Here is a 25207-nt window from a genome sequence, read left to right on the forward strand (position 1 = left end):
TCCGCCGCCGCGCTCAGTCCGTGAATCCGTGGTGGGCGATCTCCAGGACCTCGGTGGCGACGGCCGGCCCCGCCGGGTCGAGCGAAGGCCCCTGCCAGCTGACGGGCAGCACGTCGATGAGCCCCCAGTGCGCCACCTCCGACCCGTCCGCGCGCAGCGCCGCGATCTGTCCGGTGGGCCGCTTGATCCCGGTCTGCACGGAGGAGATCCACTTGGCGACCTTCGCGGTGTCCGGGGTGAGCGGGCGGGTCAGCCGGATGGTGGAGAAGGTGACACGGGTGGGGAGTTGCCAGACGAAGCCGTTGTTGCCGCCCTCCTGCCGGTGCTCGATCTCCACCGTCGACGACAGCCCGTCGCACCCGTTGAAGTAGCCGAGGCTCTCGCCGTCGATGCTGAGGGTGAACCAGATGGTGGAGCCCGGGTCGAGGCGGGACATCGGGGGTCGGCCTGCCTTTCTGCTGTTGCGGAGGGGGTGGGGCGGTTCGTCGTGGTGCGGGGTGGTGCCGGTCAGTGGCGGGGGTCGCGGAGTTTGCCGATTCGTTCGCGGTCCAGGCGGAGTTCCATGCGGATGAGGCGGGTGATGCGGCCGATGATCCGGTGCACCAGTTCGTCCAGCTGGAAGTCGGTGAGGTCTCGGGGGTCGAACTGGCCTGCGGGGACTGCCTCGTAGGCGGGGGGTGGGGGAGCCGTGCCGTTGGCGGTTGGGGAGTACAGAGGTGGCGGGTCTGGGGGTGGGGGTGACTGGGAGGGGGGTGGGGGTGGGGTGTACGGCGGGGGTGGGGTGGAGGGGCGTGAGGCGGGGGCGGCGAGTGTGGTGGGGGTGGAGGTGGGGGTGGAGGTGGGGGTTTTGCTGAGGGTGGGGTGGGCTCGGTTCAGGGGGGTGGCGGAGGAGGGGTTGCGTTGGACGGTGAGGGGGCCGGTTCCGGGTGGGGTGGAGACCGGGAGGGGGGTGTGGGACGTGGGGGTGGGGAGGCGTAGGGGTACTACGGGTATGGCGGCGGTGCCGGGGCGCGCGGCGGTCCTGGGTAGTACGGGGGCTCCGGGTACTCCGGGGGTGACGGGGGCTGCGGGGGTGCCGGGTACTACGGGTGGGGCGGGGGTCGTACGGGGGTGACGTTGTACGGGGGTGAAGGGCGATGCGGGTGCGGGGCGCTGCGCCGGGGTTGGCGTGCGGAGCGGAGCGATGGGGGGTGCCGGTGTGGTGGGGGTCCGTGTCGTGGGGCGGGGTGCGGTGAGCGGCGGTGCGGTGCGCGAGGTCACGCCGGGAGGGGGCAGGTCGGGCGTGGTCGGGCCGGGCGGAGTCGGGTTCGTGGTGCGGCGGGGTGGGGCGGTGAGTGAGGGCGGGGACGCGGCCAAGGGCGAGGGCACGGCTGAGGGCGGCGTCGCGGCTGACGACGAAATCCCGGCTGAAGACGAAGTCACGGCCCAGGTCGGGGGCACGACCGAGGACGGAAGGGCGTCCGGAGAGGGGCTCGCGGGTGGGGCTGCGGTCGGACGGTCTGCGGTGGGTGGGGGCGTGGCGAGTGAGGGGGCGGTGGTCGAGGGGGCCTGCGCGGCCCGTGCAGGCGGGCTCGGGGCGACGCTTCGCTGGACCGGTGTCGCCTGAGCTACCAGGTTGGCCGGGGACCCGGTGGGAGGAGCGCCTGTGACCGAGGAGGTGTCCGCGGCCCGTACGAGGGGGGTCGGGGCGACCCTTCGCTGGACCGTCGGCGCCGGAACCGGTGTCGCCTGAGCTACCTGGTTGGCCGAGGATGCGGGGGTCGGGGGCGCGGTGCGAGAGGGGCCCGTGACCAACGCGGTCTCCGCAGCGCGTTCAGGCGGGGTCGGGGCGACGCTTCGCTGGACCGTCGGCCCCGGACCCGGTGTCGCCTGAGCAACCAGATCCGCCGGGGACACGGTGGTCGGGGACGCTGTGCGAGAGGGACCCGTGGCCGGGTGGGCCTGCGCGGCCCGTACAGGCACGCTCGCCGCGACGCTTCGCTGGACCGGCTGCCCCGGACCCGGTGTCGCCTGAGCAACCAGATCCGCCGGGGACCCGGCAGTCGGGGACGCTGTGCGAGAGAGACCCGTGGCCGGGTAGGCCTGCGCGGCCCGTACAGGCACGCTCGCCGCGACGCTTCGCTGGACCGTAGACCCCAGGACCGGTGTCGCCTGAGCAACCAGATCCGCCGGGGACCCGGTGGTCGGGGACGCTGTGTGAGAGGGACCCGTGGCCGGGTAGGCCTGCGCGGCCCGTGCAGGCACGCTCGCCGCGACGCTTCGCTGGACCGGCTGCCCCGGACCCGGTGTCGCCGGGTTGGCCAGTGCTTCGGTCGGGCGGGGCGCGGTAGTTGGGGGCGCGGCAAGCGGATGCGCGGTGGTTGGGTATGCGGCGGGCGCGCGCGTGGTGGTTGAGGGCGCCGTGGCCGGGGGCGGTGCGAACGGGTCGGGGGCGACGGTTCGTTGGATCGTCGGCCCGGGTCCCGCTGTCGGCGTCGAACCCGGTTCCGTACGGTGCCCAGCGCCGGCCGGCGTGAACGGCGAACCGCTGAGCGGCCTCGCGTCTGCCGGTGTGGCGGTGACCGGAGCTCCGAGGGGTGAACGGCGCCGAACGGGAGTGGGCTTCGCGGGAACCGGAGAGTGAGGGGCCTGCGCAGGCGGGGACGTAGGCACCGGAACAGTCGGCGCATTACCTTGCGGCGCAGGGGTGTTGGGTGTGTTGCCCTGCGCGGGGCGAGCGGCCGGACCGGGCATCGGCGGTACGGGTGTTGAGGGCTGCCGTGTCTCCTTCGGGCGCGTGGTGAGAGGGGCGCCGAGGGGGATGCGAGGCGGGCGGCGGGCGGCGCTGCGTTGGATCTGGGGTGCGGGAGGGGGCGTAGGACCGGAGGTTGGATTGTTGGTCCGGGCGCCGGCGGAATCCGTCGGTCCTGCGAGGGGTGCCGAGGGGTGGGACCGGGGCTGGGTGGTGCCGTGGTCGTGTGCGGCCGGAGCAGTCGCGGCGCGTTGTACGGGCATCGGCACGCGGGAAGTGTTCGGGGGCGTCGGCTGCGCCGGGGCGGCAGGCATGGCTGACGGCGACTCGGCTGACGGCGCTGCGGGGTTCGGCGGCGTCGACGCCATCGTGGCCTTCGGAGCCGCCGAAGCAGCGGCCGTGGCACCCGGCGCGGTGACCGCCCGCTGCACACTGTCCGCCGTGTTCCCTGAGACGGGAGCCGCGCTACCGCGTGTGATGGGACGACTTTCGGGCTCGGTAGCGCTGGGGCCAACAGGTTCGTCACTACCGTCCGCCAGTGGCATCCGCGGTGTGCCCGATGGCGTCGCCGGTCGTCGTCGCACCGCGGGCTTCGCCTCACCGGAGCCGACCGCCGGCCTACTCGGAGCCGCCGGAACCACGTCCCGCCGCTCCCCCGCGCCACGAACTACGCCTGCGCCACCACCGAGTCGCTCTACAACGCCACCTGCGGCCGGAACGGCGAACGGAACAGATGATCCGCCGCCCGGATCACCTTCTCCTCGGTCACCGCCAGTTGCATCCGACGCGGACTCCCCACCCGAACCACCCCCCACGGTCCCCGAGTTCCGCCTCCCGACCAATCGCCGCTGCACCGCAGCCGCACCCGACCTCGTCAACGACCCCGTACTCGGCCGGAGTTGCTCCGACGCCGCCACCGCAGTCACCTGAATACCGGAAGCCGGAGCCATCGCTCCGACCGAACCAGCCACAGGAGCCGGAGCAGTACCGCGCACACCCACGGCCCCCCTCGACGCGAGAGGCACAGCCCGCTGCGCCACAGGCCCCGCAGTCGCCCGCAACGGAACCACAGGCCCCGGCTGCGCAACCAACCCCCGCTCGGCCAACGGCAGTTCACCCTGAGGCTGACCCAGGCTCGGTACCGCCCGCACCGGCGCCGCAGGCAGCGAGGAACCCGCGATCCGGGCACTCCGCTCCGCGTCCAGCACCGCACGGAACCCCGTCCCGGTGAACGACGGGTTCTGCCAGGTGGGCAGACGCGCACCGAACCCGGCATCGGCAACCCCGGTCCCCCCGACAGCGGAAGCCCGCTGGATCGGCGGCAGCCCAGGCCACGCGGCCAAGGCCACCGCAGGAGCCGTAGAGGCAGTAGAGGCCGTAGATGGCGAACTCACCGGACCTGCGGAGCCGTCCGCCTCACCGGAACTCCGCACCTCGCCGACTCCCGTACCCGTACCCGTACCGGAGTCGGCGTCCTCTCCAGCCCGTCCCCGCAACCGGTCCAAGAACCCCACCGGTCAGCCCTCCGCCCCGGAGCGCGTCACCAGGGACGCGATCTCGCCCAAGTAGCGGCGGCGGTCGTGGTGTTCGAGGTCCAGGATGTCCTCCAGACGCCAGTGGAAGTGGTAGGCGACGTACGCGATCTCCTCGTGCAGCCGGTCGGTCGCGTACGTCACGATTCCCCCAGGCGGCTCCCGCCGAGCTCCACTTCGAAGGGTTCCGCGCAGTGCGGGCACTGAACTGCCGCGCGGGTGTGCCCTTCCGCGTTGATCTGGCGGTAGAAGTCCTGGAGGAAGGCGAGGTCGGAGGCGAACATGTTCTCCACGATCCCGTCGTGGACCATGGGGACGGTGCCCAGCCTGGTGATCACCCGGCCGAGCAGCACCACCGACAGATACGCCGGGTTCTCCTGCACCCGGACGTCCCGCAGCGGCACCAACTCGTCGCGTGCGGTGGCCAGTCGCATCACACCGTCCTGGTGGACCGTGCCGGAATCGTCGACGTAACCGCGCGGCAGCTGGAAGGGGAATTCGGTCCGCAGTGTCTGCCGTACGGCCGGAGCGGGCGCCGGGGCGGCCGGGGCCGGGGCCGCCGTCGGACCGGCCCCCACCCCCACCGACGTCTCCGCAGCAGCACCCGCACCCGGCGCGGCCACCGCCGTAGCCGCCGAACGCCTCATTATTCGATGACCAGTTCTTCGAACACGATGGTCACGGACTCGGTGAGGGCGGCGGCCTCGCCCGCCTTCACCGTGCTCGCGTCGATCTTGCTGCACCAGGCGTTGCGCAGGTGGTAGCGCTTCACCGGGTTGTTCTGGAAGTCCATCATGATGATCGACGCGTTCTTGCGCGCGGTGGTCATCTGACCGGAGATCGACTCGTTGATCCACTGGGTGAACGAGGCCGACTGGGTCATGCCGCGAATCACCGTGCAGGTGCCGTTCTTCTTCACGCCCGGCATGTTCTTGACCACGTTCTGGCCGTTGGGGGTGTTCTGCTGGTACGTGATGACGTCCTGCTCGATGCTGAGGCCGCTGACCTCCGCGAGGTACTCGACCATCACGCCGTCGATCTGCAGGCCGAAATTGTGTGAGGTGAGGGCGTCACCCGGCTGGAGACTCATGAATTCGCTGTCCTTCTAAGGGTGTTGAAGACGACCTGGGGAGATGACGACCTGGAGTGACGGCGGGCCCGGCCTCGCCTACTCCTCCAACTCCCCGCTGCCGCTGGAGAACTGAGCCAGTCGGAAGATCACGAACTCGGCCGGCTTGACCGGCGCGATGCCGATCTCGCAGACGACCCGGCCGACGTCGACGGACTCCGGCGGGTTGGTCTCCTCGTCGCACTTGACGTAGTACGCCTCCTCCGGCCGCTGGCCGAACAGGGCGCCGCTGCGCCACTCGTTGACCAGGAAGGCCGAGATGTTGCGCCGGATCCGCGCCCAGAGGGCGTGGTCGTTCGGCTCGAACACCACCCACTGAGTGCCGATCAGGATCGACTCCTCCAGGTAGTTGAAGTACCGGCGGATGTTGAGGTAGCGCCAGGCCGGGTCGGAGGACATGGTGCGGGCGCCCCAGACGCGGATGCCGCGGCCCGGGAAGGCCCGGATGCAGTTGACGCCGATCGGGTTGAGCAAGTCCTGCTCGCCGCGGGTGATTTGGGTCTCCAGGTCGACCGCGCCGCGTACGACCTCGTTGGCGGGCGCCTTGTGCACGCCGCGCTCGGAGTCGTTGCGGGCCCACACGCCGGAGATGTGGCCGCTCGGCGGGATCAGCCGGGACTGTCCGCTGGACGGGTCGAAGGTCTTGATCCACGGGTAGTACAGGGCCGCGTACTTGGAGTCGTAGCCGGCCGTCTCCTGCCGCCAGACCCGGATCTGACGGGCGTTCAGGCTCGGCGGCGGGTCGATGACGGCGACCCGGTCGCCCATCAGCTCGCAGTGCGCGATGAGGCCCAACTGGACTGCCTTGACGGCCTCCAGGTCGATCGCGCCGCGCTGGTAGGCGGCCATCAGGTCGGGCACCGCGACCATGGAGATCTCGTCCACGGCCTCCAGGCCGCCGAAGCCGGTGCGGTCGGAGGAGTCGCCGAGGTAGGTGGCCGGGCCGGGATGTGACGCGGTGTCATTTCCCTTGCCGGGTACGGCGGGTGCGGCGGAAGCGGGCGCGGGCGCGGTGAGGGCGACCGTCTGGTTCTCCGGGCGGGCCAGCTGCGCGGCGGGCGCCGTCTCGGCCACGGCGATGAGCTTGGAGCGCTCCTTGACCTGAGTGACGACGTAGTTGCGGCCGCCCTTCTTGGCGGTCACGTCGAAGCTCTCGACGTCCTTGCCGGCGTCCTTGACGATCAGCCGGAACCGTTCGGCGGGGCCTTCACCCTCGGCGTCGGCCACCTCGACGCTCAGGTCGCCTGGCGCCAGCGCGGTCACGGCGAAGGTGCCGAGCTGGGCCGGCTCGCCGGGCGGCAGCGCGGCCGGGGCGGCCGAACCCGTCACGGCGGACGGGGAGTTGGACTCGGCGGCGGTGCCCACGGCGGTGCCGCCGACGCGGACGACGTAGGCGGCCGAACCGCCGTTGTTGAAGAAGCCGTAGACGGAGTGCGCGAGGTAGTACCCGTCGGTGAACTCACCGAAGGCAGCGACGTACTGCGTCCAGTTGGTCACCAGGGTCGGCTCGTTCAGCGGACCGGTCGGGGCCAGGCCCACGAAGGCCGCCACCGAGGTGCCCACTCCCTCGATCGGGCGCGAGCCGCTGGCCACCTCCTCGACGTAGACGCCGGGCGACAGATAGGACGGCATGCTCTGCTCTCCTCGGGGTACGAGACAGGATGCCCTCAAGCGTCACGCGCGCGACCCGGCCGCCGAAACGTCCCCGAGTGCCTGCCTTGGGGCAACTTCCTTGCCCTCAGGGGCAGTCCCCGGCACGGTTCGCGGGCAGCCCGCCGCGTCATGTCCTCCGTAAAACCGTGCCACCGCGGTGGACGCCGTCGCCGTGGGGGCAGTGACGGGTTTGATGAGCGGCCCTTTTGGGCAACTGGTGTTGCCCGGGCGACTCCTGACGCGCCCTCACCATCCGTCGTAGCGTCGGCTCATGAGTCTGTGGACCTCCCTGGAGCCCGCGTCCGCGACCGTCGATCCCGGTGGCAGTACCCGCGTGCGGCTGCGGCTGCGCAACACCGGCGACGTCGTGGACGAGTACCGCTTCGAGCCGGTGGGGAGCATCACGCCCTGGACCACTGTGGAGCCGCAGACGCTGCGGCTCTATCCGGGCACGACGGGCACGGTCGACCTGACGTTCGCGCCGCCGCGCACCCCGGACGCGACGGCGGGCCCGAACCCGTACGCGGTACGGATCACGCCGACCGAGCACCCGGAGGCGGTCACCGTCCCCGAGGGCAATCTGACCATCACCCCGTTCACGGAGGTGCGGGCGGAGCTGGTGCCGCCGACGGTCAAGGGACGTTTCCGGGGCCGCCCCCAACTCGCCGTGGACAACCTGGGCAACACCAGGCTGACGGCGTCGATCAGCGGCAGCGACAACGGCGACCAGTTGTCGTACGACATCCATCCGGGCAATGTGCAGATCGAGCCGGGCCGGGCCGCGTTCGTCAAGGCGTCCCTGAAGCCGCGGAAGATCATCTGGTTCGGGCCGAAGGAGCAACGGCCGTACACGCTCAGCGTGTTGCGGTCCGGCGCCAACCCGCTTCCCGTGGAGGGGACTTATCTCCAGCGCGGGTTCCTGCCGCGCTGGCTGGCCACCTTCCTCGGTGTCCTGACCGCGCTCGCGCTCACCTTCCTCATGCTGTGGATCGCGTACAAGCCGCAGGTGAGGACGGCCGCCACCGAGCAGTTGAAGGACGCGGGCGTCAGCACGCTCGCGCCCAGCCCCACCCTGAGCGCCGCTCCCCCGCCGCCCTCGCCCGTCGCGACGAGCCCGCCCCCGGCGGCCGAGACCTCGACGGCCGCGGCGACCGGTGGCGGGTCGGGCGGCGGCGGGGACTCCAAGCCGTCCGCCAAGCCGAAGCCCGTGACGGCGGCGACCGCGGTGAACAAGCTGGCCGCGCGGGACTCCGGACGCCATGTCTGCTACCGGATCTACATCGGCGGCAAGGGCTGGAAGGCCCCGGAGTGCGACGGCGCCGCGGCCGCCACGTCCACCGACGACGAGCAGATCCTCTCCGTGAACATCGCGGTCTCCGGGACCGCCGGTTCGGCCGCCAACGCCTTCATCCACGACCCCGCGTCGACCAACGGCATCGGCAAGTACCAGCCTTCGGGATGGACGGCCATCATCGCCGACGGCAAGGACAACTACATCGGCGCCGCGAAGCCGGGCGCCGCGTACATGACGGGCTTCGCGAACAACATCGGCAGTGGTCAGCTCTGTTGGATCGTCCGCAGTTCCGGCTGGGACTGGGGCGATCAGAAGTGCACCGCCCCGCGGCCCGCGTACGGCTTCTCGGGCACCCTCGACAACAACCACTGGCTGGTGGCGGTCAGGCTGACCGTGCCGAACTGACTCACCGGGGCGGCTACCAGGTGCCTTCTCCCGGCACCAGCCGCCCCGCCTTGCGGTATTCGCGGCGGGCCCCTTCGAGGAGGTCCGCCGCGGTCACCGTGTCCCCGCGTCCGGCGGCGAGGTACGCGGCGGTGACGACGGCGCTGCGGATGGAGCCGCCGGCCAGCTCGAACTCCTTGGCCAGCGGACCGAGTTCGAGGTCGGGCACGCTCGGCACATGGGTCAGCCCGTGCCGCCACAGCGCGAGCCGCTGGGCCGGGTCCGGGAACGGGAAGTCGACGACCAGGTCCAGCCGGCGGGTGAACGCCTCGTCGATGTTGGCGCGCAGGTTGGTGGTGAGCAGCGCGATCCCGTCGAAGGACTCCAGGCGTTGGAGCAGATAGGCGCTCTCCATGTTGGCGTACCGGTCGTGCGAGTCCTTCACCTCGGAGCGCTTGCCGAAGACGGCGTCGGCCTCGTCGAAGAGGAGCACGGCGTCGGTGCGGTCGGCCTCCGTGAAGATCCGTTCGAGGTTCTTCTCGGTCTCGCCGACGTACTTGTCGACGATCGACGACAGCTGAACGACATAGAGATCCAGGCCGAGTTCGGCCGCGACGACCTCCGCCGACAGCGTCTTGCCGGTGCCGGACTCCCCCGCGAACAGACCGAGCACACCACGCCCCCGGCCACCGCCCGCGCTGAGCCGCCAGTCGCCGAGGACCCGGTCGCGGTGCCGGGCGCGCAGGGCGAGTTCGTGCAGCTGGGTCAGCGACCGCTCGGGCAGGACCAGGTCCCGCCAGTCGACGGCGGGCCGGATCCGCCGGGCATGCTGTTCGAGCCCCGACGCCGACTGCTGCCGTGCCGCGAGCCGCAGATGGGCGGCGCTCATCGGGGTGCCGTCGAACGCGGCAAGACCATGTGCCGCACGGGCGGCGCGCGCGATGCGGTCGGCGCCGAGATGGTACGGCGCGACGGTGGCCCGTACGTCGAAGCCGCTCTGCTCGCCGACCGCGTCCGTCCAGGCCCGCACCGCCGCGGCCCGCTGCCGGGGCGCCTCCAGGATCAGCGGATCACTCTCGCACCACTGCGGGTCGTACGGCCGCGCACCGGCGATCAGCACGGAGACATCGACGGCATCGGTCAACGCCCTTACCAGTGCGCCGGGTTGGTCGGACAGTGCACCCACGACGACCGTACGACCACTCAGCCGGGCCTCGCGCAGCAACTCCGGCACCCGCTCCACGGGACCGGAGTACCGCACGGCGGCCACACCGGCCGCGTGCAGGGCACTCGACACGCACACGAGCCCGTCACCCTCGTGACGCTCCCTCACATACACGGCGAGGGGCGGACCTTCGGCGAGCAGCGCGGCCAGCCGGTCCACGAAGCCGGTGAACTCGCCGTCGGGGCCCGGCTCTTGCCCGTCGTGGGACACGCTCGGCACCGGCAGCGGATGGAGATGCCCGGTGAGGCTCGCGTCCGGGGTGTCGTCGCCGAGCAGATGCGCCACGACCCGGTCGGACACACGCAACGAGCGGCTGAGGAAGGGGTGTTCGGGTTCCTCCACGGTGAGCAGGCCGAGGACGGACAGCGGGGCCGTCGGAAGGAACCGGGCCCGGCCCGACGCCTGGTGTGCCGGTACGCCGCACAGGTCCAGGGCGAGTCCCACGGTGGCCCGGCGGCGGCTGACGTCGTCGTTGAGGTAGCCGTAGAGCGGCTCGAAGGTGCGGTCCAGGTCGGGAGCGAGAGCGACGAGGAGGAGGGCGGTGTCGAGGTCGGTCAGGCGCAGGGCGGCCAGCCGGTCGGCCGGGCTGTGCGCCAACTCGGTTGCGGGCGTTGCCAGTTCCCGTTCCGGTTCCGGTTCCGGGGAGCGCAGCAGCAGCTGCCGTACCGCCTCTTCCGGGAGGTACAGGCCGCGCATCGGGTCACCGGCCGTGGGGTCGGTGACGGAACGCCGGTCGACGAGCAGGGCGACTCGCTCCCGGAGCCGACCGAGCCGGGCGAGGAGGGCGTCGGTCTCCGACCCACCGGTGAAGGCGACGGCCTCGTCCGTGACCGTCATGTCGGCGTCCCCGGCGCCCTCTTGCGCCGGGCCACCTCACGGGACTCCCGTACCGCCGCCACCTGGCGCGGTCGGTGGGCGCGTTCCTCCACGCCAGGTTCCCTGCCGTCGAGGCCGCTCACGCGGACCGCCGCGCCCTCGGTGACGGGCGGGCCGGCGTCGTACTCGGGGTAGGCCGGGAAGGGCGCGGTGACCACGAGGTCGAGGGACGGCTTGAGTTCGCCGCCGAGGGCGGACCAGATCTCCGCGAGGGAGCGGGACTCGGTCTGGATGCCGGCCACCGAGATCGGCACCGACAGACCCAACTCACGCAGGGAACCGGGAAGTTCCGCGGGGGCGAGCAGTTCGCGCGGGATCAGGGTCGACAACACGGCGGACAGCAGCCGGTGTTCGTCCTGTGGCCGCTTCGTCCACGCCGTCACCAGGTACGACAGCCGGAACCAGCGCGGCGGCTGGCGGCGCTTGACGACCACGTCCCGCTCGTCGCGCACGGCCACGTGCCCGCGCTGGCGCCGGTGCACGTCCTCCCGGATGTCGTACAAGTAGGTGTTGATCGTGGGGGTGTTGCGGCGGGCCGCCCAGTCACGGGTCGGGGCGTCGAAGGAGACCTCGATGCCCGAACCGGCCAGGGCGCCCCCTCCGATCAGGTCCCCCAGAACCTCGTCCACCTCGTGGATCACCGCCGAACTCCCGCCCTGCCGTGCTGTCGTGCCCCGCGGTACGGCGCCCGGTACGCCCCTGTCGGCCGTCCCTCGATCGTGCCGTCCCAACCGCCCGTCCCCGCAAGCACCTTGGGGACGGGCACAGGGCACGACACGCTGCCCGCGTGTTCTCCTTCGAGTGCCCGTTCGGTCAGATGTAGCCTTCCCGAAGGGCATGCGCCACGGCATGCGCCCGATTGCGCAGGTGAAGGCGTGTGGTCAGTCCGTGCATGACGTTTTTGACGGTGCGTTCCGAATAGGAGAGCTTGCTGGCTATCTCTCCGGTGTCCAGCCCCTCGGCGACCAGCCGCAGGACGTCCACCTCACGCGGCGAGAGCCCCGAGGGATGGACTCCGGACCGGCCCGCCGCGCTGCGGTGCATCGTCCCCACCTGTTCGACGAGCCGGCCGATCAGATCGGCCGGCAGGTCGCCGTCCCCGCGCGCCGCGGCGACCACGGCCTGCACCAGGCGCTGCGCGGTCGCCTCCCCGCGCCACACGATGGCACCGACCCCGCACTCGATCACATCGAGCAACTCGGCCTCGCGCAGCGCCCCGACGACGAGCACGGCGCGCCCGCCCTCGCTGCGCACGAGCCGGCGCAGCCGGGTGAGCGCGGTCTCGTCGAGGGTGTCGGCGATGAACAGGGCCACCCTGCCGGGACCGGTGTCGTTCTCCTCGCGGAGGTCGATCTCCGGGTATCGGCGCAGCTGGCTGAGGGCTCCCTCGCGGGAGATCGGGTCCGAGGCGTGCACCGCCACGGGTATCCGGTCGGCGGGGTCGGCGGTACCGGGGTGTGCGGGCCGCGATGAGCTGAGCAACGTTCTCCCTCGAATCCACATCCAACTACGCGCCACCCCAGGTGCGCTGGTGGCGGCCGTGTACTCCTCACCCTCACGGGACGGACGGGGCGCGCGCAATCGTGGAGCACCACGAGCAGCACCACGAGATCGGACGTACGGCGGACCACGGCGAGTGAGCGGCCAACACGACGGAAGCGACCGGCACGACGGGTACGAGGGACACGAGGAGGACCGCGATGACGGTATCGACGCCTGACGCCGGAGCGTCCGCGACGCCGCCCGAACACCGGCACGCGACACGGCTGTTGGCGGCGGAGGCCGCGTGGGCCCGAGCCGGTGCCGGCCGGCTGGTGCTGCTGCGCGGGGCCACCGGGACGGGCCGTACCGCCGTGCTGGAGGGCGCCGTCACGGACGCCTTGGCCCACGGCATGCGGGTGCTGCGGGCCCGCTGTTCGCCCCGCGACCAGGCGGTGCCGTACGCCACCGTGCTGCAACTGGTGGCTCCGGTAGCGGAGTTCGGGGACGCGAGGTTCACCGGGGACGAGCGGGCGAGCGCCGAGCTGTTCCGGCGGGTGCTGCACTCGTACGCCGACCGGGCACCGCTGCTGATCGCCGTGGACGACGTCCATCTGGCCGACCCCGCCTCGCACCGCTGGCTGGTCGAGTCCGCCCGGCACGTCGACCGATTACGGATCCTGCTGGTCGCCACGGAACGCAGCCAGTACGACGTCGACCCACCGGCCCCGGGCCTGACCCACAGCCTGTCGCCCGCCCTGGTCCGCACGCTCACGCTGGCCCCGCTGACCGCGAACTCGGCGGCCGAGCTGGTGCGTTCGGCCCACCCGGATGCCGCCGAGCCATGGGTGGAGGACTGTGTCCGGGCCGGTGCAGGCAACCCGTTGCTGCTGCGGGCCCTGCTCGACGACCTCGGCGCCGGCCGGCATCCGACCATGCCGAAGACGTCCGCCGCGCTGTACCCAGGCGCGTATCCGGCCGCCGTGTCCTGGTGGTTGGACAACGCGGGTCCGGCCACCGGCGAGGTCGCCCGGACGCTGGCCGCGCTGGACGAGGGGTGGGACGGGGGCGCCCCGCGGGATCTGCCGAGCGGCCACGCCACCGGCCCCGCCGAGGAACTGGCCGCCGTGATCGCCGAGTTGACGGGTGTCGACCCGGCGCGGGTGACCGGCTGGCTCACCGCGATGAGCGGGCTCGGGGTGCTGCGCCCCGACCCCGACGGGCGTCCGCGCTACGCGCATCCGCTCCTGCGCGACGCGGTGCTCACCGGCGTGCCCGCGACCCGACGGCGGGCCGCACACGCGGCGGCGGCCGAGACGATGCAGCGCCACGGTGTCTCCCCCGACACGGTCGCCCGGCAGTTGCTGCTGTCCGATCCGGTGGGCGAGCCCTGGGCATCGGCCGCGCTCCAGGAGGCGGCCTCGCTCGCGCTGCGTGACGGCCGCACGTCCGACGCGGCGGCCTTCCTGCGCCGGGTCCTGGCGGAGCCGCTCCAGGACGCCCGCAGACAGCGTCTGCTGACCGAACTGGGCTCCCTGGAGTACAAGGCGCAGACGTCCTCGGCCGGCATCCCCCGGCTGAGCGAGGCGCTACGGCTGCCGGGGGCGCCGCAGGACACGGTGCGGGCGGCGGTCGCGCTGGGCACGGCGCTGGCCGGGCGGGGCCGGACCCTGGCCGCGGTGGACGTACTGCGCACGGTGGAGGACGAGTTGACGGACCGGCCGCAGCTGATCCGCGCCCTCCAGACCGCCTCGGTGCTGCTGTCCGAGCAGGACCAGACGGTGCGGAAGGATGTGTACCGGTGGCTGTGCGACGCCGCCGAGCACTCGCCGGAGCTGGTCGGCACGGCCGGTCACGCGCTGGTCGTACGGCATGCGGCCACGGCCGGGCTGATCTCGGCCGCGGAGGCGATGCGGCGGCTGCGGGCGCTGCTCGCGCAGCCCGCCGATCCGCTGACCGAGCCGTTCCTGATCGGCACGGCCGCCGCCGTCGCCCAGTGGGCCGACGAACTCCCGGAAGCGGAACGGCTGGTGGAGCGCGGCCTGGTCGGTCAGCGTCCCGACGTGCTGCACCCGATGCACGAGGCGCTGGTCAACGTACGGGCCGACATCCTGGCCACGCGCGGCGAGCACGCGCGGTTGCTGGCGGACCCGTGCCCGCGCGAGAGGGCGCGCCGCGGGCCCTCCAACCGGCAGGCCCATGTGCTGCTGTCGCTCGTGGCGACCGGCGAGGAGGCGCGGGCGCTGCGGCTCGCGGAGGGTTTCGATCTGCGGTCGGCGCCCGAATCCTGGGAGTTGAGCCGCTTTCTCTACGCGCGGGGCGCGGTGCGCGCCGCCACCGGCGACACGGCGGGCGCGCTGCACGACTTCCTGGAGTGCGGGCGCCGCCAGTCGGCCCGTGAGGTGTTCAGCCCGATCGTCACCCCGTGGCGCACGGCCGCCGCCGAATGCCGTCTCGCGCTCGCCCGCCCCCGGGAGGCCATCGCCTTGGCGGAGGAGGAGCTGCGGTTGTCCCGGGTGTGGAACACGCCCCGCACGGTGGGCCGTTCACTGCGCGTCCTGGCCGCGGCGACCGGTGGCCGGCGCGGTCTGGAGCTCGCGGAGGAGGCCGTACGACTGCTGCGGGGCGGGCCGGTGGGCACGGAGGCCGAGTTGGTGTCGGCGCTGGTCGTGCGGGGCCGCGGGCTGACCGCGGCCGGGGACCGGGGGCGGGCCCGGGCCTGTCTGCGGGAGGCCGCGGAGCGGGCCGAGCGGCTGGGGGCGACACGTCAATGGGCCTTGGCGGAGGAGGCGTTGGGCGAGAGCGGGGCCCGGCGCTCGGCGCCCGCGCGGACCGGTTCGCGGTCGCTCACGACCAGTGAGCGGCGGATCGCCGAACTGGCCGCCGACGGCCGGACGAACACCGAGATCGCCGATCTGCTGCATCTGGCCCGCCGCACGGTGGAGACCCATCTCACCAGTTCCTACCGGAAGTTGGGCATCCGGCGGCGGGGCGAACTGCCCGGGACGCTGGGGCATACGAACGGGCAGTGACCCGCCGCCCGTCGAACGGGCCGTGAGCCGCCGCGAGTTACTTGCGGGTCCCGGCCGTCGGCTTCTTGGGCTCGGTGCCCTCCGCCCGCACGGTGCTGTTGCCCTTCTTGGGGACGTGCCGGGGCACGACGTCCTGGGGGAAGGTGAGTTGCTGGTTCATCCACTTCAGGGAGGCGGGCATCTCCCGCACCCAGGTGGGGAAGTTGTGGCTCCCCGACTCGGGAAGGATCGACGCGACGCGCATGGGCGCCTTGACGGCCCTGATGAAGGCGACGGTCTGCGGATAGCCGCGCTCACCGTGCTTGCTGTCGGCGACCAGGACGGAGACCTGGGGTACGGGCAGGTGCTTCAACCGCCACATCAGGTCGTGTCCGTTGACCCGGTTGACCCGGCCGAGGCCGCTGCCGAAGAGGTTGCCGGTGGTGGGGTCGTCCTTGATCCGGTAGTCCGGGGAGAGCGCGGCGGCCGTCGTGTACACGTGCGGGTTGCGCATCGTCAGCTGCAGGGCGCAGGTGCCACCGGAGGAGTAGCCCATGACGCCCCAGGCGCTGGCGTCGTGGCCCACCCGGTAGACGGACTTGAGGGCCTGCGGAAGGTCCTTGGCGAGGAAGGTCTCGGTCTGCGGTCCGCCAGGGACGTTCACGCACTCGGTGTCGCGCGGCGGGGCGATCGTCGGCCGGATCATCACCATGATGGTCGGCTGCATCTGACCGCTCCTCTGCAACTGCCCGGCGGTCTGCGACACCCGCAGGTACTGCGCGAGGTTGAAGATGCTGCCCGGGTAACCGCTGAGCGCGACGACGACGGGGAAGCGCTGGCGCGCGTAGGCCTTCTGGAAGTACTGCGGCGGCAGGTAGACGAACGCCGGGTCGACCACTCCCGTACGGCGGCCGATGACCTTCACGGACTCCACCTTGCCGTTCACCGCGGGATTGCCGGTGGGCAGTCCGCTGACCCGGCTCAGCTGCTCGTCGCCCGCGGGCTGCACCAGCGCGCCCTTCACGGTGACGCCGCCGATCGAGCCGTCACCGCTGTGGTCGGCCGCCTGGGTCACGCCGACGGGGGCGGTGTCGACGTTGCCGAACAGCTCGCCCCACGATCCGAAGAACTGGTACGAGGAGTTCAGCCAGCACGCGAACGCCGCGATGATGGTGACCTGAGTCACCCCAATGGCTGCCAGCCGCCCGAGCACGTGCCGCACACCCCGATTGGCGAGCCGCGGCCACACCCAGACCAGCAGCGCCACGCAGACGGCAGCCACGGCCGCCACCACATAAACGGTAGTCTCGCTGGTCAAACCCATGCCACTCAGTCCCCGGTTTCCTTGCCTGTGCTGTTTCCTTCACACAGAAGGAGGGCTACGGACCCTTCTGCGTTCCTCAACGAGCACGAATAGGACAAAGAAGCGGGTCGGTACGGGTTTCCACGGACGGCCCCCTCGTAGGTTTACGGCGTCCGGTCCGGTGTCGGGTCGGCGTCCCGCCGGCATCTCTCCGGCGATCGGCGGAGTCGTCCGTAAGCCCGCCGTAAGGTCTCGCCGTGCCCCGTCGTCCGGCCCGACCCGGTAGGTTTCGCAGCGGTCCGAAGCGGTCGACTCCGGGAAAGGGAACGGCATGGCGAAGGACGATTCCGCCCTGCGGTCCGGTCCCGGCGACGCCAACTCGCCGGACGGGCCCGGCAGATCGGCCGGAAACGGTCGGCTGGCCGACAGACTGGCCTCCGCCCGCCTGCAGAACTTCGTCGGCAGGCGCGAGGAACTCGCCCTGTTCCGGCGGGCGTTGGCCGGCGAACCCGGCGCCCCGATGGTCATCGTGCTGCACGGTCCGGGCGGCATGGGGAAGAGCGCGCTGCTGCAGCGCTTCGCCGCGGAGGCACGCGCCGCGGGCCGGCCGGTCGTCGGCGTCGACGCCCGTACGGTCGAGCTCTCACCGGCGGCCTTCGAGGAGGCGACCGCCGAGGTCTTCGCCCGTGACAACGCTGTCCTGCTGGTCGACGACTTCGAGCGCTACCGCGCCATGGAGGAGTGGATACGCGACCGCTTCCTGCCGCGGTTACCTTCCGGAGCCCTGGTCGTCGTCGCCGGACGGCACGCACCCGACCCCCTCTGGAAGGCGGACCTCGCGTGGAGCGAGGTCCTCCAGGTCGTACCCCTGCGGGAGTTGGGGCCCGCGGACTCGGCGGCGCTGCTCACCGCGCAGGGCGCCGACCCCGCACCCCACGCGTCCCTCCTCCGGTTCGCCGCGGGCCATCCGCTCGCCCTGCGCCTGGTGGGCGAAGCGGCGACCCACGGCAACTCGTCGACGGACGAGGTCTTCTGGGCCCCGCTGCGCACGGTCGTCGACCGCCTGCTGACCCACATGGTCGGCAGACCGCCCTCGCCCGCCCACCGGCGGGCACTGGAGGTGTGCGGCCATGTCGCGGACACCACCGAGGAGTTGCTGCGCGTGGCGCTCCCGGACGAGGACGCCACCGAACTCTTCGCCTGGCTGAGGCAGTTGTCGTTCATGAAGTCGGGCCCCTTCGGGGTGTGCCCGTACGACGTCGTCCGTGACGCCCTCGACAGCGACTTCCGCTGGCGCGACCCGGAACGCTACAAGGCCATGCACCGCGCGATCCGCCGCCATCTGGTGGAGCGGGTCCGCGACGCACCCGAGAAGGAAGCCCTGCGCGCTGCCCGCGAGTTCGACCACATCGTCTCCAGGGCCCAGTGGCTGAGGGAGTTCCAGGGCACCCGGGACGAACCCGACGTCCACGAGCAGCCGATGCGCCCGGAGGACGCCGCCGCGCTGGTCGAGCTGGCCCGCAGGGTCGAGGGCGAGCACAACGCCCGTACGGTCTCCTACTGGTTGAGACGCCAGCCCGAGGCGTTCCACGTCCACCGGCGCTGCGACACCGGCCAACTCCTCGGGTTCATGGCCTGGTTGAGGATCGACGCGCTCGACGACGAGACCCGGGCGGCCGATCCCGTGCTGGCGGAGGCGTGGGAGCTGGTCTCCGCGATGACTCCCCCGCGCCAGGGCGAACACCTCGGTGTGGCGCGGTTCATGGTGCACGAGGAGAACCATCACCGCCCCTCGCGGTCATGGGACCTGGTGCGCACCCGGATCGTCTTCGAGGTGCTGCGCGCCAAGCACTGCGCCTGGTCGTGCTTCGTCAGCGCCGAACCGAAGTTCTGGGCCCCGCTGTTGACGTATCTGGGCATGTTCCAGCCGCCCCGCCGGGCCGTGCACGCCGATCGCGGGTACGGCCTGTTCTGCCACGACTGGCGGGTGGCGCGGGCCGAGGAGTGGGCCGAGGGCATCGACGCCCGCCTGCTCGGCGGGGCACCGGCCGTAGCTGCCGGGAAGCCCAAGTCCCGTGTCACACCGCTGAGTCGGGAGGAGTCGGACGCCGCCGTCCGGGAGGCGCTGCGCGGCTGGCTGGACCCCGGCGGGCTCGCCGACAACCCGCTGCTGCGCGGGCGGCTGGTGGAGGAACTCAGCGAGGGCGACCCGGTGACCGCGCTGCGCGACCTGATCGGCAAGGCCGTACAGCGGCTCGACGCCCATCCCCGCACCCGGCATCTGCACGACGTGCTGACGCTGACGTACCACTCGACGTCCACGCAGGACGCCGTGGCGCGGAAGCTCAACCTGGCGTTCAGCACGTACCGCAGGCATCTGGCCCGCGCCTTGGACGAGGTGCGCGAGACGGTGTGGGACTGGGAGGTGCACGGCCGGATCAGGGCCGGACAGGAGCCTCCGCAAGGAAGTTGAGAGGGCGTCCACGGCGGGTCCGTTCACGGACGTGTTCCGGCAGTCGGCCCCTCGGGGTCGCCCGAGGGGCCAACTGCCTTCACCACCGGCCGCGTTACTTGGCGGGCTTGTAGAACGCGTACGTGGCGGTGTACTGCACGCTGACCTGGTCCGTGCTGATGCCGGTGCAGGCCGTGGTGGGGGCGACGCCGCCGCTCGTGCCCAGACGCTGGACGTAGGAGACGTCGGCGAACATCCCGGTGCCGCGGGTGGCGGTGGCCTTCAGCAGCAGCTCAGGGATGGTGCCCGTCTTGGGCGAGTTGGCGATCGCGGAGCCGTTGACCGCGCTGCCGTCCACCGTGGACACCCACACCGGGCCGCGGGAGTGCAGGGCGACGGGACGCTTGGCGCGGTCGTTCTTGGCCCACAGCGTGGCGGCCGGCTCCAGCAGCGTCCAGGCGCTGTTGGTGCAGGTGTAGGTCTGGACGCCGGCGGCGGAGAAGACGCCGGTGAGCGTGTTGCCGTCCGGGACCTTCAGCGCGTCGGGCACGGTGACGCCGAGGCGGAGGGGCGGCTGCGGGGTGGCGGCCTGGCCGGCGGTCGCGCCCACGAGCGTGCCGGCGGCCACGGCGGTGACGGCCGCGGTGGTGAGGATGAGACGTTTGGCGATCTTCATCGGTGTGTCTCCAGAGCAATTTCTGAACAGGATCGCGGGTATCGGGGTCGCGGAGGTCCGGACTCCCGGGCCGATCAGATGATCTTCGGCCCCGCTGCCGCAATGTACGGGGGATTACGCGCGGCCAGGGTGCCAACTTCTGATCGACTTATGACCAGCACTGCTCACTTCGTCCGTATCGCCGTCCTCGATTGCCGGTCCCGTTTCCGTTGTCCGGCTGGACCTGCGCCGGTCTCCTCTACGGAAGACTCCGCCGACCGGATCACCGCGCGGCGGAGCGTGGGAACGGACAGGAGTGTTGAGACATGCCTCGTTGCCGGTTGTCCATCCGCCGACAAGGGCGCGCACGAGCCGTGGCGGGCCACCGCCGTGCGCCCCGCCCGCCCCGCCCGGTACGCAGACAGGTCGGCCTGGCCGCCGCGGTGCTCCTGACCTGCCTCGCCGTGGTGACCGGCGTCCTGTCGGCCCGCGCACAGACGGGAACTCCGGGAGACCGTACGGTCGCAGGCCCGTCGTCCACGCACGGCACAGCGTCGGCCGGCACCCCGTCCCGCACCGGACCCTCGCCCACGACGACGCCATCGCCGCGCGCCACGCCCTCCCCCTCGCCCACCCCGGACACACGGAAACCGTCCAAGGCCAAACCCTCGCCGTCCCCTGCGGCCGAGCAGCCGAAGACCGCGCCCGCCGGCAAGCGGACCGTCACCCTGGTCAACCGCCTCGACCAGACGATCTGGCCCGCGATCGCCGCGGACCCCAAACACCCTGTGGAGGCGACGGGTTGGGTGCTGAAGCCCGGGGCCGGCCTGAGCTTCACCGTCCCCGACCACTGGGACGTCCGGGTGTGGGCGCGTACCGGTTGTTCCTTCGACGCGTCCGGTGACGGCCACTGCCTGACCGGCGACTGCGGGCGTTTCCAGTGCGGGTCGACCTGGGGTGAATTCCCGTCCACGCTGGCCGAGTTCAACCTGAACGCCTGGAACGGCATGGACTTCTACGACGTCAGCCTGGTCGAGGGCAACAACCTGCCGATGTGGATCAACAGTTACGGCGGCTCGTCCCACGACAAGATCGACGCGAACGGCTGCTCCGCCGCCGGGTGCACCCGGGACGCCAACGCGACCTGCCCCACCAAGCTCCAGCGCGTCCGGGACGGCCGGGTCGTGGCCTGCCTGAGCGCCTGCCTGGTGTTCAAGACGGACAAGACCTGCTGCACCGGCGCCTACGCGGCACGACCCCAGTGCGTCCCCTCGTCCTGGCCCGTCGACTCGGCGGCGGTGTTCAAGAAGGCCGAACCCTTCGCCTACTCCTACGTCAACGACGACGCGACCAGCGTCCTCACCTGCTCGGGAGAGTGCGGGTACCGCATCACCTGGGGCGTGAGCCCATGAGTCCGCGGTGCCCCTGACTTCGGCACGGGCACAGAAAGGGCGCCCGGCCTCTCGGACCGGGCGCCCATCGCGTGTGCGTCAGCCCGCCGACTGGAAGGCCCGCCCGGCCGCGGTCGTCGTCGTACCGTCCGTGAAGAGCCCACTGCTCGGCTTCGACGCGTCCGCGCCGAGCCCGAACCACGCGTAGCGCCGCACGTACGACAGCCCGCCCAGCGCCTTGGTGGACGCGGTGACGAAATCGGCCTGTTGCTGCGCGGACGGGAAACGGGTCCCCTGGGAGAAGTCGATCAGCGCGTACTCGGTGAGCCAGATCGGCTTGTGGTAGCGCGCGTACACCGCGGCCAGGTACGACTTCAGCTGCTCGACGGCCTGCGGGGTGCGGAAGTCGCCGCCGTACCAGTGCAGGGTGATGAAGTCGACGCGGTAGCCCTTCGCCTCGGCCCCGGACATGAACCGGTCCAGCCAGCCACCCGCCGTGTCACCGCCGTAGGCGACCGCCGGGCTGCCCAGGATCTTGCCTGCCGCCATGAGCCGGGGCCACAGCTGGAGCGCCTGGTCGACCGTCATGTTCGACTGCTGCGCCATGTCCGGTTCGTTGAACCCCAGCAGATAGGGCCCGTACTGCCGGGCCTGGGCCAGCGAGGAGTCGGTGACGGACTTCGCTCCCCAGATCATGGGCACGAACGACCCCGACGCGGGCGTCGCGATCCCCGAGTGCTGCGTGGACCAGGTGTAGTACCAACTCGCCCCGCTCGCGGCCAGCGCCTGACTCACCCCGCCGAACGACCACACCCCGACCCCCTTCTTGGCACCGGAGGCGATGTGCGCGGGGACGGCGGCGGTGTGCTTCGAGGGAGAGGGGCTCGGCTTGGCCTTCGGCGTCGGGGACGGGCTCGGCGACGCGCTCGGAGAGGCCGAGGGCGTGGGCGTGGGGCTCGGGGTGACGCTGACCACCGGAGCGGGCGAGGCCACAGCCGTCGTGGAGGAGGAACCGCCCGTCAGCCGGGGCGCGACCAGCGCGGCCACCACGACGACGGCGACCGCCGCCGAACCACCCACGATCTGCTTGCCCATACGGCCGGACCGACCGGACCGGCGCCCGTGCCGACGACGGGTTCCCCGGCGCGGGGAGTGCGCGAGTTGGTCCGCCGGTGAGGACGAACCGCCCTGCCCCAGCACGGCGTTGAGCACCCGCGCCGGGTCAAGTCCCGTCGGCACCGCCACCAAGGGAAGCCCGCTCAGCAGCCGGTCCATCGGAAGCAGCCCCGCGTCGAGCCCCTGGCACACCCCGCAGCCACGGATGTGACGGGCGAACCGCTTACGCCACAAGGCACTTGGCGTGCCGTCCCACGTCGAGGCCGTCTCCTCCAGCGCCGTGCAGCGCGGCGCGGCCACCAGCGCCCGCACCACCACCCGCGAGACCTCCATCTGCTTCTTCATCCGCTGCACGCGGACGGAGGCGTGCCGGTCGGAGAGTCCCAACGCACCGGCGAGTTCGGCGCGTTCGAGTTCGCCGGTCTCCTCCAGCCACCACAGGGACAGCAGTTCCTGGTCGTCGGGGTCGAGCCAGCGCGTGGCCTCGACGACCTCGCGGCGCTGCTCGGTCAACCCGAGCCGCAGGATGGTCAGTCCGGCGAAGTCGAGCGCGGGGTCGGTGATCGCCTCCGCGTCCTCCAGGTGCGCCCTGCGGTCGCGGTCGGCGGCCCGTATCTGCTCACGGTCCCGTACCTGCCGGATCGTGATGGCCACCAGCCACGACCGGAACGCGGCGGGATCCCGCAGCTTCGGCAGCCCCCGCACCATGCGCAACAGCGTCTCCTGTACGACGTCATCGACGTCGGCGTGACCGTTCAGGGCCCGGCCGACGATGTTGTAGACCAGCGGCAGGCACTGCGTCAGCAGGTGGTCCAGGGCCTGCCGGTCACCCGCGCACGCGGCCGTCACCACGCCCGCGTCGGGTCCACTCCTGGGCTTCTCGGTCATCTGCGTTCGTTCCTCCGCGTGTGGTCCGGCCGTGACGTGTCCCTGATTCGGAGACCGCCGACGCGCGCAAGGACTACAGAAAACAGGACAGCAAAAGAAATCAGCCGGTCGCGTCCGAATTTATGTTGTCGAGCCGTCGCCGAACAGGTCACCGATAGGCAGGACCACATCTGGACCGCATCCGGAGAGCATCAGGAAGGCGCGAGGACCATGGCACGAGGACGCAGAAGACTCGGCGCGAGCCCGCGGCGACACCGCCGAGGCTGGTGGTACGTCGCGGCAGCCGCCATCGCCACGGCCGCCACCGTGCTGATCGCCTACAGCGTGTGGACGCCGTCCGGAACGGGCGGCACCCGCACGACGGCCCACCAGGACACGGCCGCGCGCCCGGCCGTGTCCCGAAGCGCGTCGCCCTCGCCTTCACCCTCGCCTTCTCCCAGGCGGAGCGCCTCGGCTTCTCCGTCCCCCAAGACCGCCGCCTCGAAGAAAGGCACAAGCAGGCCCACCGCCAAGGCAGTCGACCCGGCGGCGCACCCCTCTGCAGCCCCCGTCGGCAAGCGCCTGATCACGGTCGTCAACCGCACCCCGAAGACGGTCTGGGCGATCGTCACCAATACGGCCGTCTACCCGCAGGGCCGCCGACTCGCCCCGGGCCAGAGCCTGTCGGTGACCGTGGCGAACAACTGGGGCGGCCGTATCTGGGGCCGCACGGGCTGCACCTCCACGGCCGCCGGCCACTGCGCGACCGGCGACTGCACCAGCGTGTGCGAGGGCGCCAACCCGCCGACCACACTGGGTGAGTTCACGTTCGACGCGTACGCCGGGATGGATTTCTACGACGTGAGCATGGTCGACGGCTCGAACCTGCCGATGTACATCAACATCTCGCACACCACGACCGTCGACCCGGTGAGTTCCTCGGGCTGCTACAAGGGCGTCTGCACGTCGGACGTCGACTGCCCCACCGCGATGCAGGCGGTGTCGGGCGGCCAGGTCGTCGGCTGCGAGCCGCCCTGCGCGGCGTTCGGCGGCGACACGTACTGCTGCCGCGGCGCCTGGGCTGGCCGCGACAACTGCGTCCCCTCGAAGTGGCCGGTCGACTACACCCAGGTCTTCAAGCGGGCGGCCCCCTACGCCTATTCGTACGCCTTCGACGACGGGGCGACGATGCCGTGCAAGGGGGCCTGCTACTACAAGGTCACCTTCGGGACGACCGGGTCATAGCACGCGGTTCGATGCCGGTCGCCCGGCTCGCTGTCAGTACGCCCAGCTCGATGTCAGTGGCCCCCCGTACCTTTTCCTTGACCGTCCAGCCGGACGGCGAGGGAGGGACGGGACATGGAGTGGTTCGGGGACGCCCGGCTGGCCGCCGGACCGGAGGCGGCCTGGTATCTGGAGACGGCGTTCACGCCCGGCGCGCACCTGGGGACGGTGTACGACGATCCGTCAACGCCGGTCGTGGTCACGGGAATTGAGCGGATGACCACCATCCGCATACCCAGCGGCCGGCTGATCGTGGACGCGCCGTGGCACGACGACGAGGTCGGCGACTACGAGGACGGTTCGCCGACGAGACCCCCGCGCGAGCTGGCCGTGCGGATTCCACCGGGCACCTACCCGGTGGAGGTCGCCTGGACGGCGGGGCCGTACGAGTTCTTCGGTGAGCACTTCGACGGCATCGCGTGTGCCGCGACCCGGCTGTGTCTGAGCGACGACCCCGTGGCCGGGTGGGAGATGGGCCTGGGGATCCACGACGACATCGACCGGCTTCAGCCGGGTGAACAGGTCGGGTTCTCCTCCGACGCCAACGTCGGCTGCTTCGCCGACGCCGGGGCGTGGACGACCCTGGTGGCGCCGTTCCGCACGTTCGTGGACGGGATCCCGGCGCCGCGCGATTCCGAGCAACTGCCCGACAACTGCGAGCGGTTGAGTGACGAGACACGACACGCCGACCTCGTCACGTTCACCGCGGAGTCGGGCGGTGTGGTCTGGCTGGGCCGCACCGGGTCCGGCGCGGTGGCCGCGATCGTGGTGACCAGCGGCATGTCCGGCGCCAAGGCCTGACGCCGCACGCTCGGCGGACTGCCA

At 71.8% G+C, this 25207-nt stretch carries 19 protein-coding genes; 7 read left to right on the plus strand and 12 right to left on the minus strand.

The genetic code is table 11. The features are described from left to right. Positions 1–13 precede the first annotated feature (13 nt). Both OG226_RS13675 and OG226_RS13680 read right to left on the minus strand, forming a co-directional pair. On the minus strand, positions 14–436 hold the full coding sequence (locus OG226_RS13675; protein ID WP_200691099.1) for a phage tail protein: 423 nt from the start codon (positions 434–436) through the stop codon (positions 14–16). A 71-nt stretch (positions 437–507) separates the two neighbouring features. Beyond that, entirely contained in the window at positions 508–1260 is a 753-nt protein-coding gene (locus OG226_RS13680; protein ID WP_328677410.1) for a hypothetical protein, read from the minus strand. 70 nt (positions 1261–1330) lie between these two features. On the opposite strand from OG226_RS13680, the gene OG226_RS13685 reads away from it, so the two are divergent. Beyond that, positions 1331–1606, plus strand: coding sequence for a hypothetical protein (locus OG226_RS13685; protein ID WP_329349113.1), 276 nt, complete (start codon positions 1331–1333; stop codon positions 1604–1606). A gap of 2642 nt (positions 1607–4248) precedes the next feature. On the opposite strand, the gene OG226_RS13690 is transcribed toward OG226_RS13685, so the two are convergent. The 4 genes from OG226_RS13690 to OG226_RS13705 all read right to left on the minus strand — a co-directional run bounded on the left by OG226_RS13690 (position 4249) and on the right by OG226_RS13705 (position 7024). Next, positions 4249–4407 (minus strand): DUF6760 family protein, encoded by a 159-nt coding sequence (locus tag OG226_RS13690; RefSeq protein ID WP_328677412.1) that lies wholly within the window; start codon positions 4405–4407, stop codon positions 4249–4251. Then, positions 4404–4910 carry a hypothetical protein gene (locus OG226_RS13695; protein WP_328677414.1) on the minus strand — a complete coding sequence of 169 codons (507 nt, stop codon included), beginning with the start codon at positions 4908–4910 and terminating at the stop codon, positions 4404–4406. Before OG226_RS13695 ends, OG226_RS13690 begins: the two co-directional genes overlap by 4 nt. Next, a complete protein-coding gene (locus OG226_RS13700) occupies positions 4910–5353 on the minus strand; it encodes a phage tail protein (RefSeq protein WP_327400579.1) in 444 nt (147 codons plus the stop codon). The genes OG226_RS13695 and OG226_RS13700 overlap by 1 nt, the downstream gene beginning before the upstream one ends. Before the next feature lie 78 nt (positions 5354–5431). Next, positions 5432–7024, minus strand: a complete 1593-nt coding sequence (locus OG226_RS13705; RefSeq protein WP_329349114.1) for a phage tail sheath family protein — start codon at positions 7022–7024, stop codon at positions 5432–5434. Between the two features lie 292 nt (positions 7025–7316). Between OG226_RS13705 and OG226_RS13710 the strand changes: the two genes are divergently transcribed. Continuing rightward, entirely contained in the window at positions 7317–8744 is a 1428-nt protein-coding gene (locus OG226_RS13710) for a COG1470 family protein (RefSeq protein WP_329349115.1), read from the plus strand. Positions 8745–8757: 13 nt separating this feature from the next. Here the strand turns inward: OG226_RS13710 and OG226_RS13715 are convergent, their stop codons facing one another. From OG226_RS13715 to OG226_RS13725, 3 genes are all read right to left on the minus strand, one after another. Continuing rightward, positions 8758–10785: an ATP-binding protein gene (locus OG226_RS13715; RefSeq protein WP_328677421.1), complete on the minus strand. Its 2028-nt coding sequence runs from the start codon at positions 10783–10785 to the stop codon at positions 8758–8760. Continuing rightward, positions 10782–11465 carry a DUF4255 domain-containing protein gene (locus tag OG226_RS13720; RefSeq protein WP_328677423.1) on the minus strand — a complete coding sequence of 228 codons (684 nt, stop codon included), beginning with the start codon at positions 11463–11465 and terminating at the stop codon, positions 10782–10784. The genes OG226_RS13715 and OG226_RS13720 overlap by 4 nt, the downstream gene beginning before the upstream one ends. 172 nt (positions 11466–11637) lie before the next feature. Next, positions 11638–12306 carry a helix-turn-helix transcriptional regulator gene (locus OG226_RS13725; RefSeq protein WP_328677425.1) on the minus strand — a complete coding sequence of 223 codons (669 nt, stop codon included), beginning with the start codon at positions 12304–12306 and terminating at the stop codon, positions 11638–11640. Positions 12307–12524: 218 nt separating this feature from the next. Here OG226_RS13725 and OG226_RS13730 point away from each other — a divergent pair, with 218 nt between their 5' ends. Next, positions 12525–15335, plus strand: coding sequence for a LuxR C-terminal-related transcriptional regulator (locus tag OG226_RS13730; protein WP_328677427.1), 2811 nt, complete (start codon positions 12525–12527; stop codon positions 15333–15335). A 37-nt stretch (positions 15336–15372) separates the two neighbouring features. Here the strand turns inward: OG226_RS13730 and OG226_RS13735 are convergent, their stop codons facing one another. Beyond that, complete coding sequence (locus OG226_RS13735; RefSeq protein WP_328677429.1) at positions 15373–16638, minus strand: alpha/beta hydrolase; 1266 nt, start codon at positions 16636–16638, stop codon at positions 15373–15375. Positions 16639–16948: 310 nt separating this feature from the next. Here OG226_RS13735 and OG226_RS13740 point away from each other — a divergent pair, with 310 nt between their 5' ends. Continuing rightward, entirely contained in the window at positions 16949–19090 is a 2142-nt protein-coding gene (locus OG226_RS13740) for an ATP-binding protein (protein WP_329349116.1), read from the plus strand. Between the two features lie 94 nt (positions 19091–19184). Here OG226_RS13740 and OG226_RS13745 read toward each other — a convergent pair whose 3' ends face one another. Continuing rightward, complete coding sequence (locus tag OG226_RS13745; protein WP_329349117.1) at positions 19185–19745, minus strand: DUF3455 domain-containing protein; 561 nt, start codon at positions 19743–19745, stop codon at positions 19185–19187. A 353-nt stretch (positions 19746–20098) separates the two neighbouring features. On the opposite strand from OG226_RS13745, the gene OG226_RS13750 reads away from it, so the two are divergent. Then, complete coding sequence (locus OG226_RS13750; RefSeq protein ID WP_329349118.1) at positions 20099–21136, plus strand: thaumatin family protein; 1038 nt, start codon at positions 20099–20101, stop codon at positions 21134–21136. Positions 21137–21214: 78 nt separating this feature from the next. On the opposite strand, the gene OG226_RS13755 is transcribed toward OG226_RS13750, so the two are convergent. Next, the gene (locus OG226_RS13755; RefSeq protein WP_329349119.1) at positions 21215–23119 is read right to left on the minus strand and encodes a sigma-70 family RNA polymerase sigma factor; all 1905 of its coding nucleotides are present in this window, start codon (positions 23117–23119) and stop codon (positions 21215–21217) included. Positions 23120–23329: 210 nt separating this feature from the next. Here OG226_RS13755 and OG226_RS13760 point away from each other — a divergent pair, with 210 nt between their 5' ends. Both OG226_RS13760 and OG226_RS13765 read left to right on the plus strand, forming a co-directional pair. Continuing rightward, positions 23330–24343, plus strand: a complete 1014-nt coding sequence (locus OG226_RS13760; RefSeq protein WP_329349120.1) for a thaumatin family protein — start codon at positions 23330–23332, stop codon at positions 24341–24343. 114 nt (positions 24344–24457) lie between these two features. Beyond that, complete coding sequence (locus OG226_RS13765) at positions 24458–25183, plus strand: DUF4241 domain-containing protein (protein WP_329349121.1); 726 nt, start codon at positions 24458–24460, stop codon at positions 25181–25183. Positions 25184–25207 lie beyond the last annotated feature (24 nt).

Origin of the sequence: Streptomyces sp. NBC_01261 (assembly GCF_036226385.1) — a bacterium.
Taxonomy (GTDB): domain Bacteria; phylum Actinomycetota; class Actinomycetes; order Streptomycetales; family Streptomycetaceae; genus Streptomyces.